The organism is Bacillus cereus group sp. MS39, assembly GCF_040448665.1.
Classification (GTDB): domain Bacteria; phylum Bacillota; class Bacilli; order Bacillales; family Bacillaceae_G; genus Bacillus_A; species Bacillus_A wiedmannii.
Genome location: NZ_CP123058.1, coordinates 3064522 through 3086063 on the forward strand (window position 1 = coordinate 3064522; position 21542 = coordinate 3086063).

Consider the following 21542-nt stretch of genomic DNA (forward strand, 5'->3'; position numbering starts at 1 on the left):
TTGGACTAATCTAACTTTCCTTTTCGTAAGCTAAAAATAAGTGGAAGAATCGGAGTGTGATACTATGGAACGATTATGGATTCCAATGATTGTTACGTTTTTTTCATTTGGTGGATTACTATTAGGCGGTGCTGTTGGCATTGCTACGAACCAGCTAATTGAAGAAAAAATGCATCGTTTATACGCATTATGTGGAGGGATTTTGCTTGGGCTTTTATCCCTTGAAATAATTCCTGAAACATTTGCAAGCTATGAAATAATTGGGCCTATACTTGGTATAGCTATCGGTATTTTAGTTATGAGCTTATTAGATAACTATTGTCACCATCCAATGATACATAAAAAAGATCAACAAGCGTGGCAAACTTTCCTTTTTCTTTCTTTTGCTATATTTATTCATAATTTGCCGAGTGGATTTGCTTTAGGTACAGCTTTTATTAATCATGCTGAATCTGCAGTTCCTTTTTTAATAGCAATTGTCGTTCACCATATTCCAGAAGGATTAGCATTAATTATCCCCTTTCTCTTTACAAAGCATAAATATATTTCCTTTTTATTAACGACTTTATTACTTTCACTTATTCTCGGTACCGGTACTGTTTTCGGAATTTTGATGGAAGGAAAAGCCCTACATTTACAAGGGCTCATTATGGGAAGTGCAATCGGTTCACTTGGCTATGTTACAATTCATGAAATGCTTTGGAAAGCAAAGAGACAGCTCTCTTTCCTGACATTTTTAACATGGGCAACTAGTGGATTTTTACTAATAACAGTATTTACACTATTCGCTGGTCATCATTAAAGATAATAATATAATCATTTGTATATTTTTCCTTTTTCTCCAAAACATAATAGTATCTACCTAATTATAAGGAGGAAAAATTATGTTTGGGAAAACAGCGGGTGAAGCTCTAGTTGACCTTTTAATTGACTGGGGAGTAGAACATATATACGGAATGCCTGGAGATTCCATCAATTCTATAATTGAAGCTTTACGAAAAAAACAAGATAAAATCAAATTTATTCAAGTGCGCCATGAAGAAGCTGGTGCACTTGCAGCAGCTGCCTATGCGAAATTAACAGGGAAACTCGGCGTTTGTATGGCAATCGCAGGGCCCGGTGCTATTCATTTATTAAATGGTTTATATGATGCTAAACTCGATAAAGCCCCTGTTCTAGCAATTTCAGGTCAAGTAGAAACAGATTTACTCGGGACGGATTTTTTCCAAGAAGTAAACTTAGAAAGATTATTCGATGATGTTGCGGTATATAACCAGCGCATTATGTCAGCAGAACAGTTGCCTGCTGTCGTGAATCAAGCGATTCGAATGGCTTATACAAAAAAAGGTGTATCTGTTCTTACGATTCCAGATGATGTTCCGAAATTCGAAGTGAAAAGTGGTGCTCGTGTTACAAATACTTCTTTTACATTACCTGAATTATTTCCGCAAGAAGAAGATTTACATGCTGCCAAACTCGCAATAAATGAAGCGAAAAAGCCTGTAATTTTAGCTGGAAAAGGTGCGAAACACGCGAGAGAATCCTTACTTTCATTCGCAGAACATATTGGTGCTCCAATCGTACTTACATTGCCAGCTAAAGGAATTATTCCTGATGAACATCCACTTTGTATCGGTGGATTAGGATTAATTGGAACGAAACCTTCTTATGAAGCAATGAAACATGCGGATACTTTAATTATGATTGGTACATCCTATCCGTTCACAGGTTTCTTGCCCGAAAAAGCAAAAACAATTCACATCGATACTGATCCTGCCCAAATCGGAAAACGTTACGTAACAGATATTGGCTTAGCTGGTGATGCTGATAAAACATTAAAATGGTTAATTGAAAATGTAGAAAAACACGAGGACCATTCCTTCTTAGAGAATCACCAAGACATGATGAAAAAGTGGGAAGAAAAATTACACAATCAAGAAGAAGATTCTTCTACTCCAATTAAACCACAACGCGTTATGCATGCACTGCAACAAGTAGCTCATGATGATGCAATATTATCAGTCGATGTCGGAAATGTAACAGTATGGACAGCAAGGCACTTTCGTATGACAAATCAGCAATTTATTATTTCTAGCTGGCTCGCAACACTCGGCTGCGGTTTACCTGGTGCACTTGCTGGAAAAATTGCTTTCCCGGATAAACAAGTATTTGCGGTTTGTGGTGACGGTGGTTTTGGAATGACAATGAACGATTTCGTAACAGCTGTTAAATATAAACTACCAATCGTTGTCGTCGTTTTAAACAATAATAAAATCGCCATGATTAAATTCGAACAAGAAGTTATGGGGAATATCGAATTTGGTACAGACTTAACAAACCCTAATTTTGCAAAATACGCAGAGGCGTGCGGAGGTATTGGATACCGTGTTGAGAATGTAGATGAACTACTTCCTGCTTTCGAAAGTGCGGTAAAACAAAATAGTCCGTGTATTATTGATGTAGTTGTAGATGTAAATGAAGCACCAATGCCAGCAAAAATCACCTTTGGTCAAGCCGCTGGTTATACGAAGCATATGATAAAAGAATTATTTGAAGAAGGTAAGATTGATTTACCACCACTTTAAACGAAAAAAGATAGCTGAAAACGATTTGTCTTCAGCTATCTTTTTTATTTTTGTACCTCTCTATAGAAAGAAAAATCATTCACATTAGTTTGTACTCGTTTCTCTTCCTTTACTTCTTTATCCTTGCTCTTAGTTTTTTTTATATTTCCTAGTTTAATCGCATCTTGCATGCTATTACTGATTAGATTGCCTGACAAGATCGTCATACTATAGAAAGCAATTGGTATAAGTACTATCCAAGTATGTGTAGTTAAGTGCCGAAAATTTTGACCAATTAGACCAGTCCATTCTTTTGTTACACTATCTGCATCTAATCCAAATAATATCGTCCCGCCAAAAAATAACTTAAGTAATCCAAGATGCAAAAGAAGTAATAACACACTTACAAATTGTTGAGCTACTAATAAAAGAAATGATGGTAACATATGCGGCCATATATGGTGCTTCAACCTATGCCACTTACTTCCGCCGAGCACAGTAGCTGCCAACATAAATTCTTCTTTCTTAATATACTTTACTTCTTGCGCTACATACAACATAACTGTTGGTACAGCAAGGCATACAAGTACTATAATTTGAAATGCCACACGCAAATATAACGGCACAACTTCTGCTCCACTATCAAACGTTAAAACTTCATTTAACATAAAATAAGAAATCATAACCATCGGTACAATACTAAAAGGATCAAAAAAGGATGCAATAACTGGAAAAGAACGTTTGCCATACATACCAAGAAGTAAACCAATTCCCCCTCCAACTATAACTCGTAAAATCGCTATAATTATACTCGCTCCAACTGTCCATTTCGCGCCTTCTATTATTAATTGAACAAGGTCGCGGCCTTTCACATCACTTCCAAACCAAAATTTACCCGATGGTGAAAATGGAGCTGCCTCTAGTTCCCCTTTTTCGTTATACATCATCGTAAGTTCGCGAATATTCCCATCAAAAAACACCGTATATCCAATACTAACAATCATTAGTACACTCAAAAAAGTAATACCTATCCAAAATCTCACATCTCTTTTTACAACTTGCCACATATTACACACGCTCCTTTATAACATTTTGTAAAAGCGTATGTAATATACGAAATAGTATAAAAAGCGGCACGTATAATATAACTAGACTCACTGTAAATATTTCTAATTTAGAATTTTCTTTTACAAAAACAAACATTCCATATGTATTGAAAATCCATTCGATAATATATAAATTTGAAAGCATAAATAAAATATTTGTTTTCGCATAATAAATGTGAGCGTATTTACTAAAATACTCCCGTATATTCCAAAAGTCCAGTACACCATCGTTGCAATTCCTACACCAAACAAAGCATATAAACTATTTACCATTTGATTCACACCTGCTGCTGCACCGTATTGGTCTGATTCAACTACTCCTTGTATCATCGACTGTTCTGATGGAGAGAAAAATTGTATACATGCATTTTCCAAAAATAAAAATATAAAGACGAGTATAATCATCCCGTAATAAAGCGAAATTAGAATTCCGATATTACAGAGCGAACAACATATGTTACTTACCGTACAAATACGCTGTCTATCAAAACGATCCACTACTGTCCCTACCAATAGAAAAAAGATTAATGCAGGTAATGCCATCATAATTTGTGTCATCGTTGCGTAAAATGGTTGTTTTCCGTACTGGTCTAACAAATAAAACATTAAAGAAATTCCAGCAATCATAGAACCGAGTCGCTCTAAAATATTCGCTAGAAAAAATCGTGCATACACTTTGTTGCGAAATAACTGTAGCATTTCTTTCATACTTCTAACCCTTTCCCTCGACAAAATTTTATTTTTTCAGTCATTTCTTGGAAGTTATATTATATTTTCCGACCATTATCCAATCTTTTCCTTCTATATAGAGAACATTATAAAAAGACTCTTGTCTTTTATACAAGAGTCTTTTTATTTAACTTCGCTTCACGTAATGATATGTAGCTAAGATCTTTTTACTTCTAGCTAACTTTATTAATTCTCTAAAGCTTGGATACATTTTATTTATTTTAGAAATGTATCGGACATCCACTCATAAAACTTTTCCTTCTCTTCAAATTGCGGATAATGAGCTGATTTCTCAAAAGTAATAAATTCTTTTTGATCTGCTTCAATTGAATCAAAATATGTTTTTGCTGCATGAAATGAGGTGTTATAGTCGTATTTTCCCATTAGAAAATAAAACGGTAGCTTCAGCTTAGTTACTTTAGTAGGCAATGGATTCTTTAAATCTTTTTCTAATAAGACAGTTTGAGAGTTTGATACTCCAATGTTATAACGAATTACATCAAGTAAGTTATATTCATTACTAAATAACATCCCCACATTATCACCATCTGGATTTTCAATAAGTCTCGAAGTTCCACCATATTTTGCAACATAATTCCTCGGAGTGTATGTATCGCCATTTTTAATTTTTTCAGTCAGCTCATTTAAATAGGCAACCTCATCTGTATTCCCAGCACTTTGTGCCTGTTCAATCACATAGTTTAAACTATCCATTTCACTTTCTACTGTATCACTCATTTGCCCTATGCCAACATATGCTTCATATTTTTCAGGGGCTTTATTGGCAGCTTGCATTCCGATATATGTACCGTAAGAATGACCAACCAATATTACTTTTTCTTTACCAAGATGTTTTGAAACATAATCTGTCATAGCTAACAAATCTTCTACAAGAAGATCTGATGTAAGATTCGAATAGTCTTCAAAGAAATGATACGACTTCCCACTCGCTCTTTGATCGTAATTAACAACTGTGAATTTCTCTTCCAATAAGTTTTGGTATTTTTGCGCATATGGTATTTCTGAAGTACCTGGTCCACCATGTACAAAAATAATAACCGGATTGTTCTTATCTTTTCCGCGTATCATAATTTCATGATCACTTCCATTTATCTCTACTTGCTCTAATGTACTTATACTGTTTTTCCCTTTTATTTGCGAGGTCCATGTAGGAAATATTAGTGCTACGATTAATAATAGTAAAATGATGACTCCAATAAGTTTTATTAATTTTTTTATCTTCTTCATAAGTAGTTTCCTTTCTTTTAAATTTATAAAAACATCAATTTAGTTCAGTAAAACTACCTCAAAAAAATATAAATATACAACAATTTCACCTTGATCTTTTGCACATTCTTAATATCCCATACACTTCTTAACTTTCCGCTATATAAACTCTTAATATTTCCTTAATTTTCAATATAAAATTCATAGAATGACTCGATCACAATGTATTAGAAATAAAGAAAAAAGCCCTTGTTTTCAAAACAAAGACTTTTTCCTTTAACTATTTCGCTACCTCTTCTTTCGGCATTACCATACCTTTATAAAGTTGGACAGTAATCCAGTAATAGATGAAATAAATGACTAAGAAAATCCCTATCGGCACCCACACCTTTACAAACGGGTCAACTAATATAAAGCTAAATAAGTTAAGCCCTACTAACACATGGGAAATTCCAATGATTGCTGGGAAGATAAATAAATATGAAATTTCTTTATATATACTTTTTGTTAACATACTACGTCTCACACCGATTTTTCGTAACATTTCATAACGGCGTACATCACGAGAAGCACCTGTTAATATTTTGAACATTAGCGAACTTGCCATCATTGCTAAAAAGGCAATCCCGAGGAAAAACCCCATAAACATTGTTCCGCTCATGAAACTGTTCATAAACTGATAAATTGTCATTTTCGTAAATAAGTCTACTTTTGCACCTGTTGTTTTTTCAATTTGTTCTTTTTGTCTCTTGTCTATTTCAATTAACAACGGTTTATATTTTTTCATATCATCTACTTTTGCTAATGTTACACTATGTTCCGTTCCTTGAACTGCTTTGTAGTGTTCTTCATCAGCAATTCTTACAGGTTTTCCGTTAAATTGATTATGTGTAATTTGTATTTCTCTTACAACCGCATCTTCCCAATCCCTTGGCATACGAGGAAGTTTATTGGCTGCTTCGGGAGCTTCCAAAGCAGAATAAACAGGTTCAGTTAAAGGTTCAGCCACACGTTTACGAGCAGGCTCTTTTAAAGTTTTTGTATCAAAGTGATCGGAAACAAGTGGTGGTTTCGCAGTTAAGTCGTTACGTAAATAATAAACCGCTTCTCCATCTACTTTATACTTATACTTGCTTTCTTCCACAATTTCCATTTCTCTTAATGCCGCTTTATCTTGATCATTTGGATCATGAATTACAACATCATATACACGTGAGAAGTCTGTCATAATACCTACATTTTTTTGAAATGCCATACCTGCCGTCATTGCCCCTGCACCTAATGCAATTAACATCGCTACTGTACCTAATACTCTCGATAAACTATTTACTCTAAAGCGTAGCTGTGCATATGTAAAACTATTTAAGCCTGTTTCATTTCGTTTTTTATTCCCTTTAATTTTCATCACAAAAAATGGAAGCAATGAACTAAAGATAAAATATGTTCCAAGTGTTGTAACAATTGTCGCTATTATAAAACCGATTTCAGCAAACATTTTTATATTTACCATAAAATAGTATCCTGTACTTACTAGTAATACACCAAGTACAGTCATTATAATAATGCGAGTTTTACTTTTCTTCACTTCATCTAGTGTTTCATCTTCACGAATTAACTCCAATTCTGTTTTACGTAATAACCGGATGCTATTCATTAAACCAGTAATAAAAAATAGTATTAAGAAGAAAATAGCTGTAACTAAGATTGCTGGTGTATATACAGATGAATAACTACCTTTCGCTGAAATTTCCATACCATTCATTAAAAAGTTTCCTGCTACACTCGCAAGCAACATCCCTACTAAGATCCCGATAATAATACTGACAATCCCCATACCGAATGTTTCAATAAATAATAACTGTGCTACTTTTTTCTTTTTCGCACCGAGCATCATGTACATACCGAGTTCTTTTCTTCTTAATGTGAGTAAGAAAGAATTGGCATATATAATATAAAATACAGTAATGAACGATAATAGTATGGCACCTACCCAGAATACGAGTCTAATACTACTAATAAGACTATTATCTTTCGTAAATTCACTATTCATAGCCATCGTTTGGAACATGTAGAAAATACTAATACTAATAACGAGACCAATAAGTAAAACCATATAATCTTTTAACATCTTTTTCATACTATGACGTGATAATTTGAATAACATAGTCTCGCCCCCTACTTAGACTCAGCAGCTGAGCCCATATGAGCGAGCACACCTAAAATGTCTTGATAGAAATTTTCTCGTGTTCCTTGACGCTTTAACTCTTTATAAAGAAGACCGTCTTGAATAAATAAAATACGCTCACAATAACTCGCACTAAATGCATCGTGTGTAACCATCAAAATACTTACATTGTGATTTTCATGTAAATCTTGCATCGCTTCTAATAAGCTTTTTGCATTTTTACTATCAAGCGCACCAGTCGGTTCATCTGCTAATACGATTGCTGGATTATGTACTAAAGCTCGTGCTGCCGCCGTTCTTTGCTTTTGTCCACCAGAAACAGCAGTTGGATATTTCGTTAAAATTTCAGTAATCCCTAATTTCTTTGCAACCTCATTTACCTTCCCCGTAATCTCACTTGAAGGTACGCCTTGCAGAGAAAGTGGTAAAGCGATATTTTCATAAATTGATAAGTTTTCAAGTAAGTTAAAATCTTGAAAAATGAATCCTAATTTTTGAGATCGAAAATCAGATAATGCATTCCCCTTCATAGAAGTAATATTTGTACCAGCTATTGTCACGCTGCCACCTGTCGCTTGATCCAGCGTACTAATCACATTAAGTAGTGTCGTTTTGCCAGATCCAGAAGGACCCATAATCCCGACGAATTCTCCTTCTTTAATACTTAATGACACACCCCTTAACGCTTTTGACTGATTCTCATTTCTTTTCCCATACGTTTTTTCTACACTTTCTACAGTAACTACATTTGTTGACATCTCTTTCACTCCATCCCTTTTGTATAAAATTAATTTCTCACATATTTCTTATCTTTTTCTCATGTAAATCCTTAATAATTTTTAAATTTTTCAATCAGAAAGGTTTACACGAGTTACGTAAACCTTTTTCCTATTCCATATTCTCACTTTTCTAAAACTCGTTCCTTCGATTTCGCTTACATTTACCTTACATTTTTGTAAGGTAAAAAATATTACAGACCATTTCATAAGGCGGATTCCTTTGTAATGAGCAAGTTTTTTATTTTTTCAAAATTAATGGGATACATAAATAACAACAATAATAAATTAAAAAACAATATAATTTTATTTTAAAACGATAAATTATATGATAAAATCATGTTGTCATTAAATAAACGAGGTGCTTTTTATGAAACAAGTTACAACACTCTTTTTAAAACTAGCTATTGTTTTTATAGGTATAGTAGTACTTGCATTGTGCATATTTTTAGTTCCTAAAATCGGGAATTTCGCTGGAGAATTGTATCCAGCTATTGCTTATATGAAATCTCTCGTTTTAATCGATATGTACGTAGCGACGATCCCTTTTTACTTCGCTCTGTATCAAGTTTTTAAAATTTTAAGTTATATTGATAAGAACAAAGCGTTCTCGGTATTATCAGTAAAGGCTTTAAAAAATATAAAATACTGTGCCCTCACGATCGGCACTATATACATACTAGGTATGCCACTTTACTATCTTATGGCAAAAAAAATTGATCCTCCAAGTTTTATACCAATTGGATTGATCATTATTTTCTCCTCTATCGTGATTGCTGTTTTTGCTGCAGTTCTCCAAAAGCTCTTACAAGAAGCCATTCATATAAAATCAGAAAATGATTTAACAGTCTGAAGTGAAGTATATGGAAATAAATGATGAAGGGATAGCTTAATCGCTATCCCTTCATCATTTATTATGGTTCTTTCATTACTTTAAATTCCGTAATACATGTTAATGGTGTATTTTATTATCAATCTCTACTTCTTATTTTTCACTTCCTCTTTTATACTTTCTACAAACTCATCTAGTTCAATTACTTCTGACTGATCTTCACCATATTTACGTACATTTACAGCTTTTCTTTCCATTTCTTTATCACCAATAACAAGAATATAAGGAACTTTTTGCATTTGTGCCTCTCTTATTTTATATCCTAACTTTTCATCTCGCATATCTCTTTCAACACGAACACTAGCTTGTGCTAATTTATCTGCAACTTCATCTGCGTATTGTACATGGACTGCATTCGAAACTGGAATGACTTTCACTTGAACTGGTGCCACCCAGGCTGGGAACGCGCCTCCAAAGTGTTCAATTAATATAGCTAAGAAGCGGTCTAAAGATCCTAATACTGCTCGGTGAATGACAACTGGTCTTCTCTTTTCATTCTTCTCATCTATATAATTTAAATCAAACTTCTCTGGCATTTGGAAATCTAGCTGGATTGTTCCGCACTGGTGACTTCTATTTAAAGCGTCTTTTATATGGAAGTCGATTTTCGGTCCGTAAAATGCACCGTCACCTTCATTTAGTCTATATTTATAATTCAATGAATGTAATACATTTTCTAGTGCCGCCTCTGCTTGCTCCCATAACTGATCATCACCCATTGAATCTTCTGGACGAGTAGAAAGCTCTACTTCATATTCGAATCCAAAAGTTTTATAAACGTAATCAATTTGCGCCATTACGGATTTAATTTCATCTTCAATTTGTTCTGGTGTTACAAATAAATGAGCATCATCTTGGCAGAAAGTACGTACTCTTAATAATCCGTTTAACGCCCCGCTAAATTCATGTCGGTGTACTTGACCGAACTCACACATACGAATTGGCAATTCACGATAAGAGTGTAATTTATTTTTGAACATTAACATATGTCCTGGGCAGTTCATTGGTTTTAATGCGAAACTTTTATTGTCTACTTCAGAGAAATACATGTTGTCTTTGTAATGTCCCCAGTGTCCTGATTTCTCCCATAATTCTTGGTTCATCATAAACGGAGTACGTACTTCTTGATACTTATACTCTTTTTGAATTTCTCTTAAAAATGCTTCTAATTCATTACGAATAATTTGTCCTTTCGGTAAATAAAATGGCATTCCCGGAGCCTCTTCAGAAAACATAAATAACTCCAGCTCACTACCTAATTTACGATGATTTCTTTTTGCTGCTTCTTCAACGAAATGTAAATACTCTTCTAATTCTTTTTGAGAAGAGAACGCAACACCATATATACGCTGAAGCACTTGATTGTTACTATCACCTCGCCAATATGCACCAGAAACGTGAGTTAATTGGAATGCTTTCAAATATCCTGTTGATGGTACATGTGGTCCTCTACATAAGTCTACAAATTCACCTTGTTTATATAGTGTTACACTTTCCCCACTAGGAATTGCTTCTAACAATTCTAATTTCAGGTGATCATTCATTTCTTGAAACAGTTTTTTTGCTTCTTCTCGTGAGACCTCAACTCGTTCTATTTTTACATTTTCATTTATAATCTTTTTCATTTCTTTTTCGATTTCCGGTAAATCTTCCACGTTTACACTATTCGGAAGATCCATATCATAATAAAACCCATTTTCAATAACAGGCCCTACACCAAGGTTTACATTACTTTGCATTCTCTTTACAGCTTGCGCTAAAATATGTGCCGCAGAATGTCTTGCAATTTCTACACCTTCATTTGAATCTATAGCAATGATTTCTACTTCCGCATTTTCTTCAATATTTCGGCGTAAATCAAATAACTGATCATTTACTTTCCCTGCGACTGCTTTCCTTTTCAAGCTACTACTAATTGATCCAGCAATTTCTTCTAAAGTAATTCCTTTTACAAATTCTTTAACACTACCATCTGGAAATTTAATTTCAATCATCTGTTCTTTCATTTTTCATCTCTCCATTTCATAATAAAAAGCACACTCATCCCTAAAATAGGGACGAGCGTGCTTTTACCCGTGGTTCCACCCAGATTCCCATTGTAAACATACAATGGCTTCTTTTACGGTAACGTCGTTTACACGGCACTAGATACTTCATTTCCCCAGTGCAGCTCTAAGGTGGTAAGTTATTTTTCTGCGTTAGGAAGTTCTCAGCTTTCCTTCCTTCTCTGTATAACCGGGTAAAATAACTCGTGTCCTTTTCTTTGCTTATTATGAAATTGAATGCAAAAAAGCATATTCATCCCTAAAATAGGGACGAATATGCTTATATCCGTGGTTCCACCCAGATTCCCATCACAATATGCAATGGCTTCTTTTGCGATAACGTCGCATACACGGCACTAGATACTTCATTTCTCCAGTGCAGCTCTAAGGTGGTAAGTTATTTTTCTGCGTTAGGAAGTTCTCAGCTTTCCTTCCTTCTCTGTATAACCGGGTAAAATAACTCGTGTCCTTTTCTTTGCTTTTATAAAACATCCATTTATTGTTATTTAATATATCTTATTCATTTTATTTTTGCAAGTGTTAAATAATATTATTTATTTAATTTAAAAAAGTGAAACCAAAAAAAATTTGGTTTCACTTCTCAATTTTACCAATCTTGTGGTTCGTAATTTAAATCTGAAAATAGACGTCTTTTCTCTTTCTTCGATAAATCTCTCCACTGCCCAACTGGTAAATTATTCAATTCTATATTCATAATTCTCGTACGTTTTAACGTATATACTTGATAACCTAAAGCTTCACACATACGGCGAATTTGACGATTCAGCCCTTGTGTCAAAATAATTTGGAACTCATATTTTGATAACTGTGTAACCTCACAAGGAAGTGTTTTTGTACCTAAAATTTTAACTCCTGCTGCCATTTTTTCTAAGAAATCAGGTGTAATTGGCTTATCTACTGAAACGATATATTCTTTCTCATGCTTGTTTTCAGCACGTAAAATCTCATTAACGATATCGCCATCATTCGTTAACAAAATTAAACCGTCTGAGTCTTTATCTAGACGCCCAATATGACTAATACGTAAAGGGTGATTCACTAAATCAATAATATTACCTTTTACTGCTTTTTCACTTGTACATGTAATACCTACTGGTTTATTTAAAGCGATATACACATGGTCTCGAGCAATACGAAGTTGCTCTCCATTCACTCGTACATCATCACCTGGATTTACTTGGTCACCAATTTTTGCAACCTTACCGTTAATAATTACTCTTCTCTCATTAATTAATTTATCTGCTCCGCGTCGAGACGCTTTTCCAGCTTCACTAATAAATTTATTGATACGCAAGTTAGGCACATCCTTTTCATAAAAAATTTCAAGCTCACACTGCTTCTACCGTACAATACAAAAGGGTAAGCCTCCTATTTTAACTTAAATATATTAACATGAAAGGGTATATGACGTCTTCTATTAATTTCTTGTTTACAAGAAATTATCTTTATTATACATTCATTTATACACTTTTTCTGCACTTAATATACAAGCCATTCTTCCTTACATACAGCTTGTTTACCTCTTATCTCTTCTATATCTTCATGAATGTTAGCTAGTTTATACAACATAGGAAAACTCTCTTCCACATAATATTGATGCGCCATTTCATCTTCCCAATAAGTTAATACTATGTAACGAGTTTCATTTTTTAAAGACTTCGCAACTACTCCACCTAACATCCCTTTTGCATTCTCCATTCCTTTATTCCAAATTGTTTCTTGCTTATGTAAAAAATGATTTTCTTTTTCTCCCTTTACATCACATATGGCAACTCTTACGAATGATCCTTCTGTAACAACGTTTTGCAAAGGCTTAGCATTTATATCATACAACGTTTGAAATAGTTCAATTTCACATGAAAGAAACGTATCTTTTTGATTACTATTTAAATAAATTGTATCGTGAGTACCATTCATAAATGATTGATATGCACTTCTATCTTCCCATAAAGTAAATACACATGCCTCATCTTCATTCCATCCACCAAATTGCCCATGAAAACCATCTAAATGTTGTAAATCACGTCATTTTTCTTGAGCAGCCGAAAACATCTCCCTTTTCTTTTCTTCCACTCTGCAAAATATTGTTTTTAGTAACATTTCTAATTCCCCCTCATAATACAATCTCTCTTACAACAATCAGTTTACATAACAAAACTATGGTAACTACAAATTTCTACTTTTGTACAACTAATCATTTTTTTACACTATATCTATCAAACCATCTATCTATTTTCATTTCAAATAATTCGGAATATAAAAAAAATGTAGCTCTATACGAATTACATCGAAATCTTTTCTCCCTTGTATATCTATTGCTCAAATAAATAATACGTAATTTCTCTCGGATAATGTTATACATTTACCTTTCGTTCCACTTTTTTAAAACTAACTATGCTGGCTCCCATCCACTTGCCTTTATAATAAGCATTACACTTATATATGTATAAACCTCTTCATTATCATCATTAATATGGATTGCTGACATTGGTACTGGAAATTTTTCAATTTTAGATTCTTTGTCTACATAAATGAGTGCAAATAAAGTGAAACTTTAATCATTTTGGGATTCTTCATCCCCCACCTAACTTCTTTGCTTTCGCTGCATTTTGAAGTGGGGGTCTTACTGCCCGTTAATGCGAGATACACCAATTAATAACATACCCGTTACAATATTTAAAACTTGTTTTCTTTTATTTACTTTCACTAAAATTCCCCTTTCTTACATATTCCTTTCATCTTTTTACTAATTTTAATTAGTTACGTATAAAAAAGATGTAATTCAAATCACTTCTAACTTTATTTTCTCTATTTAAAACAACATTATTGTTATATATTATAATTATAAGTTTTTAAATTTTGGAGGCGTTACATATTGAAGAAAATTCTTTTTACTAAATGGACAGTAGTTATTTCTATTTTCATCATTTTCGGTACGATTTTCTACGTAACTAATGGTAAAAATAAAAATGATAATGAAAAAGCAACTGTAGAAACAGTGGATACAAAAACTTTCAAAACTAAATTACAACCTAAAATTAAGGAATTGACTACTAATTATAATGACATTATCGAAAAAGATTGGTTGCCTGCCTGGGAAGAGATGAACACGAACGGAGATTCAGTGGATAGAAATAAACTATTAGTTACAATGAGTGCTGTTTCCAAACAGTATGAAACACTTATGAACGAAATAGACACGATAAAAATCGAAGAAAGCATAACGGATATACATATACAAAAACAACTAATCCAATTCACAACTCAGTTTAAATCCGCATCAAATTACATGAAAAATGCAGCAGATTTAATTATTGATAAATACAATAATTCTACTCCGGCCAATGAAATAATTGAAAATACAAAACAGGCTTTAGGGCTTGCCGATCAACATATTGTCATCGCTTTATCTACTTTAAATGAAGTTAAAGATAAATTAGGAATTTCAAAAAAATAAAACTGTTTACTATTTTAAAATAAAAAAAAGATTGCAATTCACAGTTTGTCTGTCTATAATATTTTTATTGATTTACATTCAATGTGTATATTAATTTTATAATTCGGATGAACCATTCAGGAGAAGGTCAATTGATCTACCGACGGGGCAAAAAGTTGTAATACCAACTTTGAAACTCTCAGGTCTTGGTTACAAGTAGAACTGCATGGGGACGAATCTCTGGAGAGACTCCCTCTCGCTTTTAATAGCGCGGAGGAAAAAGAGCGCCGAAGGAGCAAATCCGCTATTTTAGCGGATAATCTCTCAGGTAAAAAGGACAGAGACAAGCGAAGGAAAATGCCGATTTGTATCGGTTTATTTTTCTATTCCTTGTTTCTCCAGAGACCATTTCATTTACTTGAAGTGGTTTTTATTTTTTCTAAAAAAGGAGAATAAAGATGGAGACAGTAAGTAAAGTATTAGAACAAATGAATCATTACGTGTGGGGATTACCAACTTTGTTGCTACTCGTTGGTACTGGTATCATTCTCACAGTGCGTTTGAAAGGTTTACAGTTTAGTAAACTATTATACGCTCACAAAATAGCATTTAAAAAGTCAGAAGATACGTCATCTTCTGGAGATATTAGCCACTTCCAAGCACTCATGACAGCTATGGCCGCAACGATTGGTATGGGAAATATCGCCGGTGTTGCAACAGCTGTTACAATTGGTGGTCCTGGTGCAATTTTTTGGATGTGGATTACCGCTTTATTCGGAATGGCAACAAAGTATGCCGAAGCAATTCTAGCAGTGAAATACCGTGTTAGTAATGAAAATGGTGAATATTCAGGTGGACCAATGTATTATTTAGAGCGTGGCTTAGGTAAGAAATGGCTTGCTGTTTTATTCGCTATATTCGGTACAACTGCTTCTTTCGGGATCGGTAATATGGTGCAATCTAACTCAGTTGCAGAGGCAATGCGAATTAATTTCTCTTTCCCCCCTGCTTTAACTGGTATATTAATGTCATTTTTAATCGCTATTGTTATTTTAGGCGGTGTAAAAAAAATCGGGAAAGTAACGGGATTTATCGTTCCTATTAAAGCTTTCTTTTATATAATTGCTGGTCTTATTATTATTTTCTATCACTTTGATCAAATTCCAGAAGCATTTTCACTTATTTTTTCTGGTGCATTTCAAGGTACAGCAGCCGCAGGTGGTTTTATTGGAGCAACAGTCGCATCAGCTATTCAAATCGGAATGGCGCGCGGTGTATTTGCAAACGAAGCTGGTTTAGGTAGTGCTCCTATTGCGGCCGCTGCAGCAAAAACAGATTCACCTGCAAAACAAGCTTTAGTTTCTATGACTGGTACTTTTCTTGATACATTTATCGTCTGTACAATTACAGGACTTGTATTAATTACAACTGGAGCATGGAAATCAGGTAAAACCGGTGTTGAAGCTACAACACTTGCATTCCAATCTGTATTCGGCACCGCTGGTAGTATGATCCTTGGTATTGCCATAATTTTATTCGCCTACTCTACTATTTTAGGCTGGTCATATTACGGTGAGAAATGTGTCGCTTATTTATTTGGAGAAGGTGCTGTTCGATATTATAAAGCAATCTTTATCGTGATGATTGCGATTGGTGCCAATTTAAAACTTGGTATCGTATGGACATTTGCTGATATTGCAAATGGACTTATGGCAATTCCAAACTTAATTGGCCTAATCGGATTAAGTGGTATCGTTGTCGCTGAAACGAATCGTTTTTTACAAGCAGAGAAATTGAAAGAAAACCATAAAAAACAGGCAAGTTAATCTATGAAAAAAGGAATGACTCACACATGATGAGCGTTCCTTTTTTCATCCCCTCTTTTACTTAATTACTATCATTAAAAATATATTTATATCAATATTTACTCCTTTTTATTCCTCCAAAAGTTTTTCACATAAATGTCATAAATCGTATGGTCTAACTATATAGTTGAAAAGGAATGCGATATTAAAGTGTCGCTGAAAAACTCATCCAAGAAAAGGGAGGAAAAATCTTTTGAAAAACAAATTCATTGTTTTCCTATCTATTTTATCATTTATTATTGGTGGTTTCTTCTTTAACACGAATACTTCAAGTGCTGAAACATCATCTACTGATTACGTTCCTAACCAATTAATCGTTAAGTTCAAGCAAAATGCAGCTTTAAATAATGTGCAATCTTTTCATAAATCTGTCGGAGCTAATGTCTTATCTAAAGATGATAAGTTAGGTTTTGAAGTCGTTCAATTTTCAAAAGGTACTGTAAAAGAAAAAATAAAGAGTTATAAAAATAATCCAGATGTGGAATATGCAGAACCGAATTATTACGTTCATGCCTTTTTGACTCCAAACGACCCATATTTTAAAAATCAATATGGATTACAAAAGATTCAAGCTCCACAAGCTTGGGATAGCCAACGAAGTGATCCTGGTGTAAAAGTAGCTATTATTGATACAGGAGTTCAAGGCTCACACCCTGATTTAGCTTCTAAAGTAATTTACGGGCATGATTATGTTGATAACGACAATACATCTGATGATGGTAATGGTCATGGTACACATTGCGCTGGAATTACTGGAGCACTTACGAATAACAGCGTCGGAATTGCTGGTGTTGCCCCGCAGACTTCAATTTATGCTGTCCGCGTATTAGATAATCAAGGAAGTGGTACTCTTGATGCTGTAGCGCAAGGTATTCGAGAAGCTGCTGATTCGGGTGCAAAAGTAATTAGTTTAAGTTTAGGAGCTCCAAATGGTGGTACTGCATTACAACAAGCCGTTCAATATGCATGGAATAAAGGCTCTGTTATAGTTGCAGCTGCTGGAAATGCTGGAAATACAAAAGCTAATTACCCTGCTTATTACAGCGAAGTAATTGCAGTTGCTTCTACAGATCAATCAGATAGAAAATCTTCATTTTCTACTTATGGTAGCTGGGTAGATGTTGCAGCTCCAGGTTCAAATATATATTCAACATATAAAGGGAGCACGTATCAATCATTAAGTGGTACATCTATGGCAACACCTCATGTTGCAGGAGTCGCTGCTCTTTTAGCAAATCAAGGATATAGCAATACACAAATCCGCCAAATTATTGAGTCAACTTCTGATAAAATTAGTGGTACAGGTACGTACTGGAAAAACGGTAGAGTCAATGCATATAAGGCTGTACAATATGCTAAGCAATTACAAGAAAATAAAGCTTCATAAGAAATACAGTGAAACTTTAATTATTGGGGGCTTTGTACATCCCAAATGATTATTTTCCCACACTAATCGGTACTTTATAGGCAGTTCATGCAGGATAAAATAGAAGGAGAGACTTTTACAATTAAAGTCTCTCCTTCTTACAAACTATATTACTCTCCCTCTTTCTGAATCATATGTAAATATAGTACAAAATCCATCATTGTCGATGAATGACCAAGTTGACGGATCATTGCTGTTATATTTCCTCTATGATATGTACCATGATTTACGACGTGTTGCACTAATTCTAAAATTGAAGTATGTAGTGTCCCTGCATATGGATTCTTAATAACAAATTCAGCATGTACATCTTGTTGTGTACTTAGAAATTCTTTATACTGATTAGCCATATTTAAAAACATTTCTTCTAATTCATTTAGCGATTTTGTATCGATTTGTTTTTTTAACTTTTCACGATCTTGTATTGCTTCACTCATACTTCTGCCATGTAATATGTGTAACCACACTTGATCTGTAATATAAATATGCGCAAAAGTATCCTGAATTGACGGAAATACACTCTGTATCTGTTCATTAAAAATTGTCTCATAGTTTGGTAACTCTTTTAGTCGATTGAATAATCTTGTATTCGCCCAAACATGATAATCAAACTGTTTTAACATATAATCTTTCAATTTAAATCTCCTCCTTATTGTATAAAACGAATGTTTTGCTCCTTCATTTCTGATTCTCTATCAGCTTTTACAATCCCTTTTTCTTCAATTTCATGTTTATTTATAGTTTTATATTTTACATACGTATGAAATTCCGTTTTAAATGGATACGGTGTAATTCGAATCGTTTCTTCATCAACCCATTCAGCTTGAATAAGTTTCTCCTCCTTACTATTAAACATTTCTGTTCCTTCAAAACCATCTTTAAATAAATCAATTTCATCTTTCTTTTTGACACCAGGCTTATTCATACATACGTATAAAGAAAGTTCATCACAAAACTTTAATAATCTATAATGTTTATCGAACATCGCAAACTGTTCCTTTGTTAACGTTTTCAAAATTCTTTTTTGTCGTTCTAATTCATGTTTATAAAATGACATCATCTCTTCATCTTCCTCGTTTAGTGGAAATGATAAAAAATGTTTACTACAAAGCAATGCCCCGTATGGATTAGAATTTTCAATTTCATTCAAACCAATCGTATAAAAAACAAAACGTAATGGGCTTGGACAATCCATAAATGTATACGGAATATTTTTAGCATCATTCAAAATTGGTACTTTATCAAGTTCTATCCATCCTCTATCATGTTCATATATTGCATCAATTGTCTCTTTTAAGTATGTTGTATCTTCAAAAAAACATTCTTTTATATGCCTAGCAATCTCTCCAGCCAAAAAACCATGATCATGTTGACGAATTAATATACTCTCTTTCTCACTCTTTTCACGAAAAATCATACGTATATTCCCCCTCATCCTCATACTATTGCTTTTTGTATGCATCAATTCTTAATTAATCCCCAATTATTAGCAGGGATTCAGTCTCTTGCAACGAAATTAACATAACTATATAGTATTCTTTCCAACCATAAAACTAGCTTTATCTTTACTATCCATTATACTAAAACATTCATTCTAAAAAAATTTTTATGAGGTGAAAACATGAATAAAACAGAATTAATTAAAAATGTGGCACAAACAGCTGATATTTCTCAAAAGGATGCTTCTGCAGCTGTACAATCCGTATTTGACACAATTGCTAACGCATTACAATCTGGCGATAAAGTTCAATTAATCGGTTTTGGAACGTTTGAAGTGCGTGAAAGATCTGCTCGTACAGGGCGTAACCCACAAACTGGGGAAGAAATTCAAATTGCGGCTGGTAAAGTTCCAGCATTTAAAGCAGGTAAAGAATTAAAAGAAGCTGTTAAATAAACAAGAAACCAGCCATTTTATAGGCTGGTTTCTTGTTTATTTCTTATTTAAGCAATTCCTTTATATTTTCTGCATGATACACTTCACAAATATAAAATAAACATTTGCAGTTACTTACAATTTGATATTTTCTAGTTGGATACACATTCGCCGCAACAGAGCATCCATCAAACAATTCGATAATATTTCCAGATGGCTGATATCCTTCATATAATACGTTTCTTCTTACTTCCATTTTTTCTATCAGGTTTTCAACAGGAATAGTTCCACTTTCTAATTCACTTTTTATTGTATCCGGTAAAAAAGAAGTATCCGCAAAAATTAGATTTTCAGATAACACCTTACCTTTATAACTAACATTAGATACACGATAAAGAAATGTTCCGTTTTTATCAAAGAAATTTTTTGCTTCTTTCGGAATGTACTGTCTATCTATTACCTCTTGTTCTAGAACATCAAATTGAACTGTATCATTCAAAAGCTTTTCTAAAGCAAGAATAGATGATGTATCTCCAGAAAATAAAATATTTTTAATTGCTTGTACATTATAAGTGAATTCATTTGTTCTACTTTCCGCCACTAACATGTGGAACACCTCTTCTATAAAATATTTTATTAAACTTATTTATAATTTAATAGCGCTACCGCGTCTAACTGCGTAATTTCAGTTACTTCTTTACTAAATATTGCAATGGAAGCCATATAATCTAAACTAGGCCTTACATCTTCCATCCTTGTATTTTCTGCTAACTCTTGTCTATCCTTAAAAACCAACAATTTAGGAGGATCATTTGGAGCTGATACAGTAATTTCAACTGGTGGAATCAATAGTCCTTCACCTGTCGCTTTCAGCACAGCTTCTTTTCGAGTCCAATACGTTAAAAATCCTTCTAATCGCTGTTCATTAGGTAATTTCATAACTTGTGCTATTTCAATATCTGTTAATACGCCCTCTGCCATTTTCATCACATCTACATTTGGATTCATTTGTTCAACATCAACACCGACAGATGCAGATTTTGTAAATGCAACGACAACCCACTCACCCGAATGTGAAACTGATAATTGTGGCATACCTTCTGGTAATTGCGGCCTACCATGTTGTAACTTACATACTGGGCACAATCGATCAATCGGCACTTGAACTGGCGACATAGAAAGTATCTTTCCAAGAACTAACCTACTAATTACGCAACCTATTATAAAACGTGCACGATCTGCCGAATGATGATATGAATTTGCTTTCTCTTGCTCTACATCATTTAGTAAATTGTAATGCCATGATTGTAAATCTGAAATTCTTGCCCACCATATTTGACAATCATTCTCATTCAAAGTTGGTATAGAATCTACAACTTTACTTTCTATCATGTAAA

The 21542-nt window shown here is 33.7% G+C and carries 17 protein-coding genes, 3 pseudogenes, 1 riboswitch and 2 other annotated features; of the genes and pseudogenes, 7 read left to right on the forward strand and 13 right to left on the reverse strand.

What is annotated here, in order from left to right; genetic code table 11:
- Positions 1-64 precede the first annotated feature (64 nt).
- Entirely contained in the window at positions 65-802 is a 738-nt protein-coding gene (locus tag QEP67_RS16090) for a ZIP family metal transporter (RefSeq protein ID WP_048566447.1), read from the forward strand.
- Between the two features lie 82 nt (positions 803-884).
- On the forward strand, positions 885-2585 hold the full coding sequence (locus QEP67_RS16095) for a pyruvate oxidase (protein ID WP_048566448.1): 1701 nt from the start codon (positions 885-887) through the stop codon (positions 2583-2585).
- 44 nt (positions 2586-2629) lie between these two features.
- On the opposite strand, the gene QEP67_RS16100 is transcribed toward QEP67_RS16095, so the two are convergent.
- From QEP67_RS16100 to QEP67_RS16125, 6 genes and pseudogenes are all read right to left on the reverse strand, one after another.
- Entirely contained in the window at positions 2630-3631 is a 1002-nt protein-coding gene (locus QEP67_RS16100) for an ABC transporter permease subunit (protein WP_064472931.1), read from the reverse strand.
- A gap of 1 nt (position 3632) precedes the next feature.
- Positions 3633-3868 (reverse strand): annotated as a pseudogene (locus QEP67_RS16105) (peptide ABC transporter permease); the annotation flags it as partial.
- A gap of 27 nt (positions 3869-3895) precedes the next feature.
- Positions 3896-4378, reverse strand: a pseudogene (locus QEP67_RS16110) (MFS transporter); the annotation flags it as partial.
- 237 nt (positions 4379-4615) lie between these two features.
- Positions 4616-5647, reverse strand: a complete 1032-nt coding sequence (locus QEP67_RS16115) for an alpha/beta hydrolase (RefSeq protein WP_000721360.1) — start codon at positions 5645-5647, stop codon at positions 4616-4618.
- 259 nt (positions 5648-5906) lie between these two features.
- Positions 5907-7790 (reverse strand): ABC transporter permease, encoded by a 1884-nt coding sequence (locus tag QEP67_RS16120; RefSeq protein WP_000897886.1) that lies wholly within the window; start codon positions 7788-7790, stop codon positions 5907-5909.
- A gap of 11 nt (positions 7791-7801) precedes the next feature.
- The gene (locus QEP67_RS16125) at positions 7802-8569 is read right to left on the reverse strand and encodes an ABC transporter ATP-binding protein (protein ID WP_000106429.1); all 768 of its coding nucleotides are present in this window, start codon (positions 8567-8569) and stop codon (positions 7802-7804) included.
- A gap of 388 nt (positions 8570-8957) precedes the next feature.
- On the opposite strand from QEP67_RS16125, the gene QEP67_RS16130 reads away from it, so the two are divergent.
- Complete coding sequence (locus QEP67_RS16130) at positions 8958-9440, forward strand: DUF2975 domain-containing protein (protein WP_000815893.1); 483 nt, start codon at positions 8958-8960, stop codon at positions 9438-9440.
- Positions 9441-9565: 125 nt separating this feature from the next.
- On the opposite strand, the gene thrS is transcribed toward QEP67_RS16130, so the two are convergent.
- From thrS to QEP67_RS16145, 3 genes and pseudogenes are all read right to left on the reverse strand, one after another.
- Positions 9566-11485, reverse strand: coding sequence for a threonine--tRNA ligase (gene thrS, locus QEP67_RS16135; protein ID WP_064460045.1), 1920 nt, complete (start codon positions 11483-11485; stop codon positions 9566-9568).
- A 44-nt stretch (positions 11486-11529) separates the two neighbouring features.
- Positions 11530-11752: a binding site (T-box leader), on the reverse strand.
- A 35-nt stretch (positions 11753-11787) separates the two neighbouring features.
- Positions 11788-12009 (reverse strand) — a binding site (T-box leader).
- Positions 12010-12131: 122 nt separating this feature from the next.
- Positions 12132-12839, reverse strand: coding sequence for a 23S rRNA pseudouridine(2604) synthase RluF (gene rluF / locus QEP67_RS16140; protein ID WP_001222161.1), 708 nt, complete (start codon positions 12837-12839; stop codon positions 12132-12134).
- A gap of 185 nt (positions 12840-13024) precedes the next feature.
- Positions 13025-13645: pseudogene (locus QEP67_RS16145) on the reverse strand (DUF4937 domain-containing protein).
- Between the two features lie 775 nt (positions 13646-14420).
- On the opposite strand from QEP67_RS16145, the gene QEP67_RS16150 reads away from it, so the two are divergent.
- The 3 genes from QEP67_RS16150 to QEP67_RS16160 all read left to right on the forward strand — a co-directional run bounded on the left by QEP67_RS16150 (position 14421) and on the right by QEP67_RS16160 (position 18233).
- Complete coding sequence (locus tag QEP67_RS16150) at positions 14421-15002, forward strand: hypothetical protein (protein ID WP_000721820.1); 582 nt, start codon at positions 14421-14423, stop codon at positions 15000-15002.
- Between the two features lie 209 nt (positions 15003-15211).
- Positions 15212-15332: riboswitch (glycine riboswitch) on the forward strand.
- Positions 15333-15439: 107 nt separating this feature from the next.
- Positions 15440-16807: a sodium:alanine symporter family protein gene (locus QEP67_RS16155; protein ID WP_000451042.1), complete on the forward strand. Its 1368-nt coding sequence runs from the start codon at positions 15440-15442 to the stop codon at positions 16805-16807.
- A 232-nt stretch (positions 16808-17039) separates the two neighbouring features.
- The gene (locus QEP67_RS16160) at positions 17040-18233 is read left to right on the forward strand and encodes a S8 family peptidase (protein WP_000790783.1); all 1194 of its coding nucleotides are present in this window, start codon (positions 17040-17042) and stop codon (positions 18231-18233) included.
- A gap of 149 nt (positions 18234-18382) precedes the next feature.
- Here the strand turns inward: QEP67_RS16160 and QEP67_RS16165 are convergent, their stop codons facing one another.
- A complete protein-coding gene (locus tag QEP67_RS16165) occupies positions 18383-18907 on the reverse strand; it encodes a DinB family protein (RefSeq protein ID WP_000656396.1) in 525 nt (174 codons plus the stop codon).
- Positions 18908-18921: 14 nt separating this feature from the next.
- Entirely contained in the window at positions 18922-19689 is a 768-nt protein-coding gene (locus QEP67_RS16170) for a DUF3891 family protein (RefSeq protein ID WP_000577311.1), read from the reverse strand.
- A gap of 204 nt (positions 19690-19893) precedes the next feature.
- On the opposite strand from QEP67_RS16170, the gene QEP67_RS16175 reads away from it, so the two are divergent.
- Positions 19894-20166, forward strand: coding sequence for an HU family DNA-binding protein (locus QEP67_RS16175; RefSeq protein WP_001043908.1), 273 nt, complete (start codon positions 19894-19896; stop codon positions 20164-20166).
- A 43-nt stretch (positions 20167-20209) separates the two neighbouring features.
- Here QEP67_RS16175 and QEP67_RS16180 read toward each other — a convergent pair whose 3' ends face one another.
- Positions 20210-20752 carry a hypothetical protein gene (locus QEP67_RS16180; RefSeq protein ID WP_064460041.1) on the reverse strand — a complete coding sequence of 181 codons (543 nt, stop codon included), beginning with the start codon at positions 20750-20752 and terminating at the stop codon, positions 20210-20212.
- A 35-nt stretch (positions 20753-20787) separates the two neighbouring features.
- The gene (gene sfp, locus QEP67_RS16185; protein WP_000573007.1) at positions 20788-21537 is read right to left on the reverse strand and encodes a 4'-phosphopantetheinyl transferase Sfp; all 750 of its coding nucleotides are present in this window, start codon (positions 21535-21537) and stop codon (positions 20788-20790) included.
- Positions 21538-21542 lie beyond the last annotated feature (5 nt).

Bases quoted from the DNA above. Each gene is read 5' to 3' on its own strand.
- QEP67_RS16090 (WP_048566447.1), top strand. From the start codon at position 65: ATGGAACGATTATGGATTCCAATGATTGTTACGTTTTTTTCATTTGGT.
- QEP67_RS16095 (WP_048566448.1), top strand. From the start codon at position 885: ATGTTTGGGAAAACAGCGGGTGAAGCTCTAGTTGACCTTTTAATTGAC.
- QEP67_RS16100 (WP_064472931.1), bottom strand. From the start codon at position 3,631: ATGTGGCAAGTTGTAAAAAGAGATGTGAGATTTTGGATAGGTATTACT.
- QEP67_RS16115 (WP_000721360.1), bottom strand. From the start codon at position 5,647: ATGAAGAAGATAAAAAAATTAATAAAACTTATTGGAGTCATCATTTTA.
- QEP67_RS16120 (WP_000897886.1), bottom strand. From the start codon at position 7,790: ATGTTATTCAAATTATCACGTCATAGTATGAAAAAGATGTTAAAAGAT.
- QEP67_RS16125 (WP_000106429.1), bottom strand. From the start codon at position 8,569: ATGTCAACAAATGTAGTTACTGTAGAAAGTGTAGAAAAAACGTATGGG.
- QEP67_RS16130 (WP_000815893.1), top strand. From the start codon at position 8,958: ATGAAACAAGTTACAACACTCTTTTTAAAACTAGCTATTGTTTTTATA.
- thrS (WP_064460045.1), bottom strand. From the start codon at position 11,485: ATGAAAGAACAGATGATTGAAATTAAATTTCCAGATGGTAGTGTTAAA.
- QEP67_RS16155 (WP_000451042.1), top strand. From the start codon at position 15,440: ATGGAGACAGTAAGTAAAGTATTAGAACAAATGAATCATTACGTGTGG.
- QEP67_RS16170 (WP_000577311.1), bottom strand. From the start codon at position 19,689: ATGATTTTTCGTGAAAAGAGTGAGAAAGAGAGTATATTAATTCGTCAA.
- QEP67_RS16175 (WP_001043908.1), top strand. From the start codon at position 19,894: ATGAATAAAACAGAATTAATTAAAAATGTGGCACAAACAGCTGATATT.
- QEP67_RS16180 (WP_064460041.1), bottom strand. From the start codon at position 20,752: ATGTTAGTGGCGGAAAGTAGAACAAATGAATTCACTTATAATGTACAA.
- sfp (WP_000573007.1), bottom strand. From the start codon at position 21,537: ATGATAGAAAGTAAAGTTGTAGATTCTATACCAACTTTGAATGAGAAT.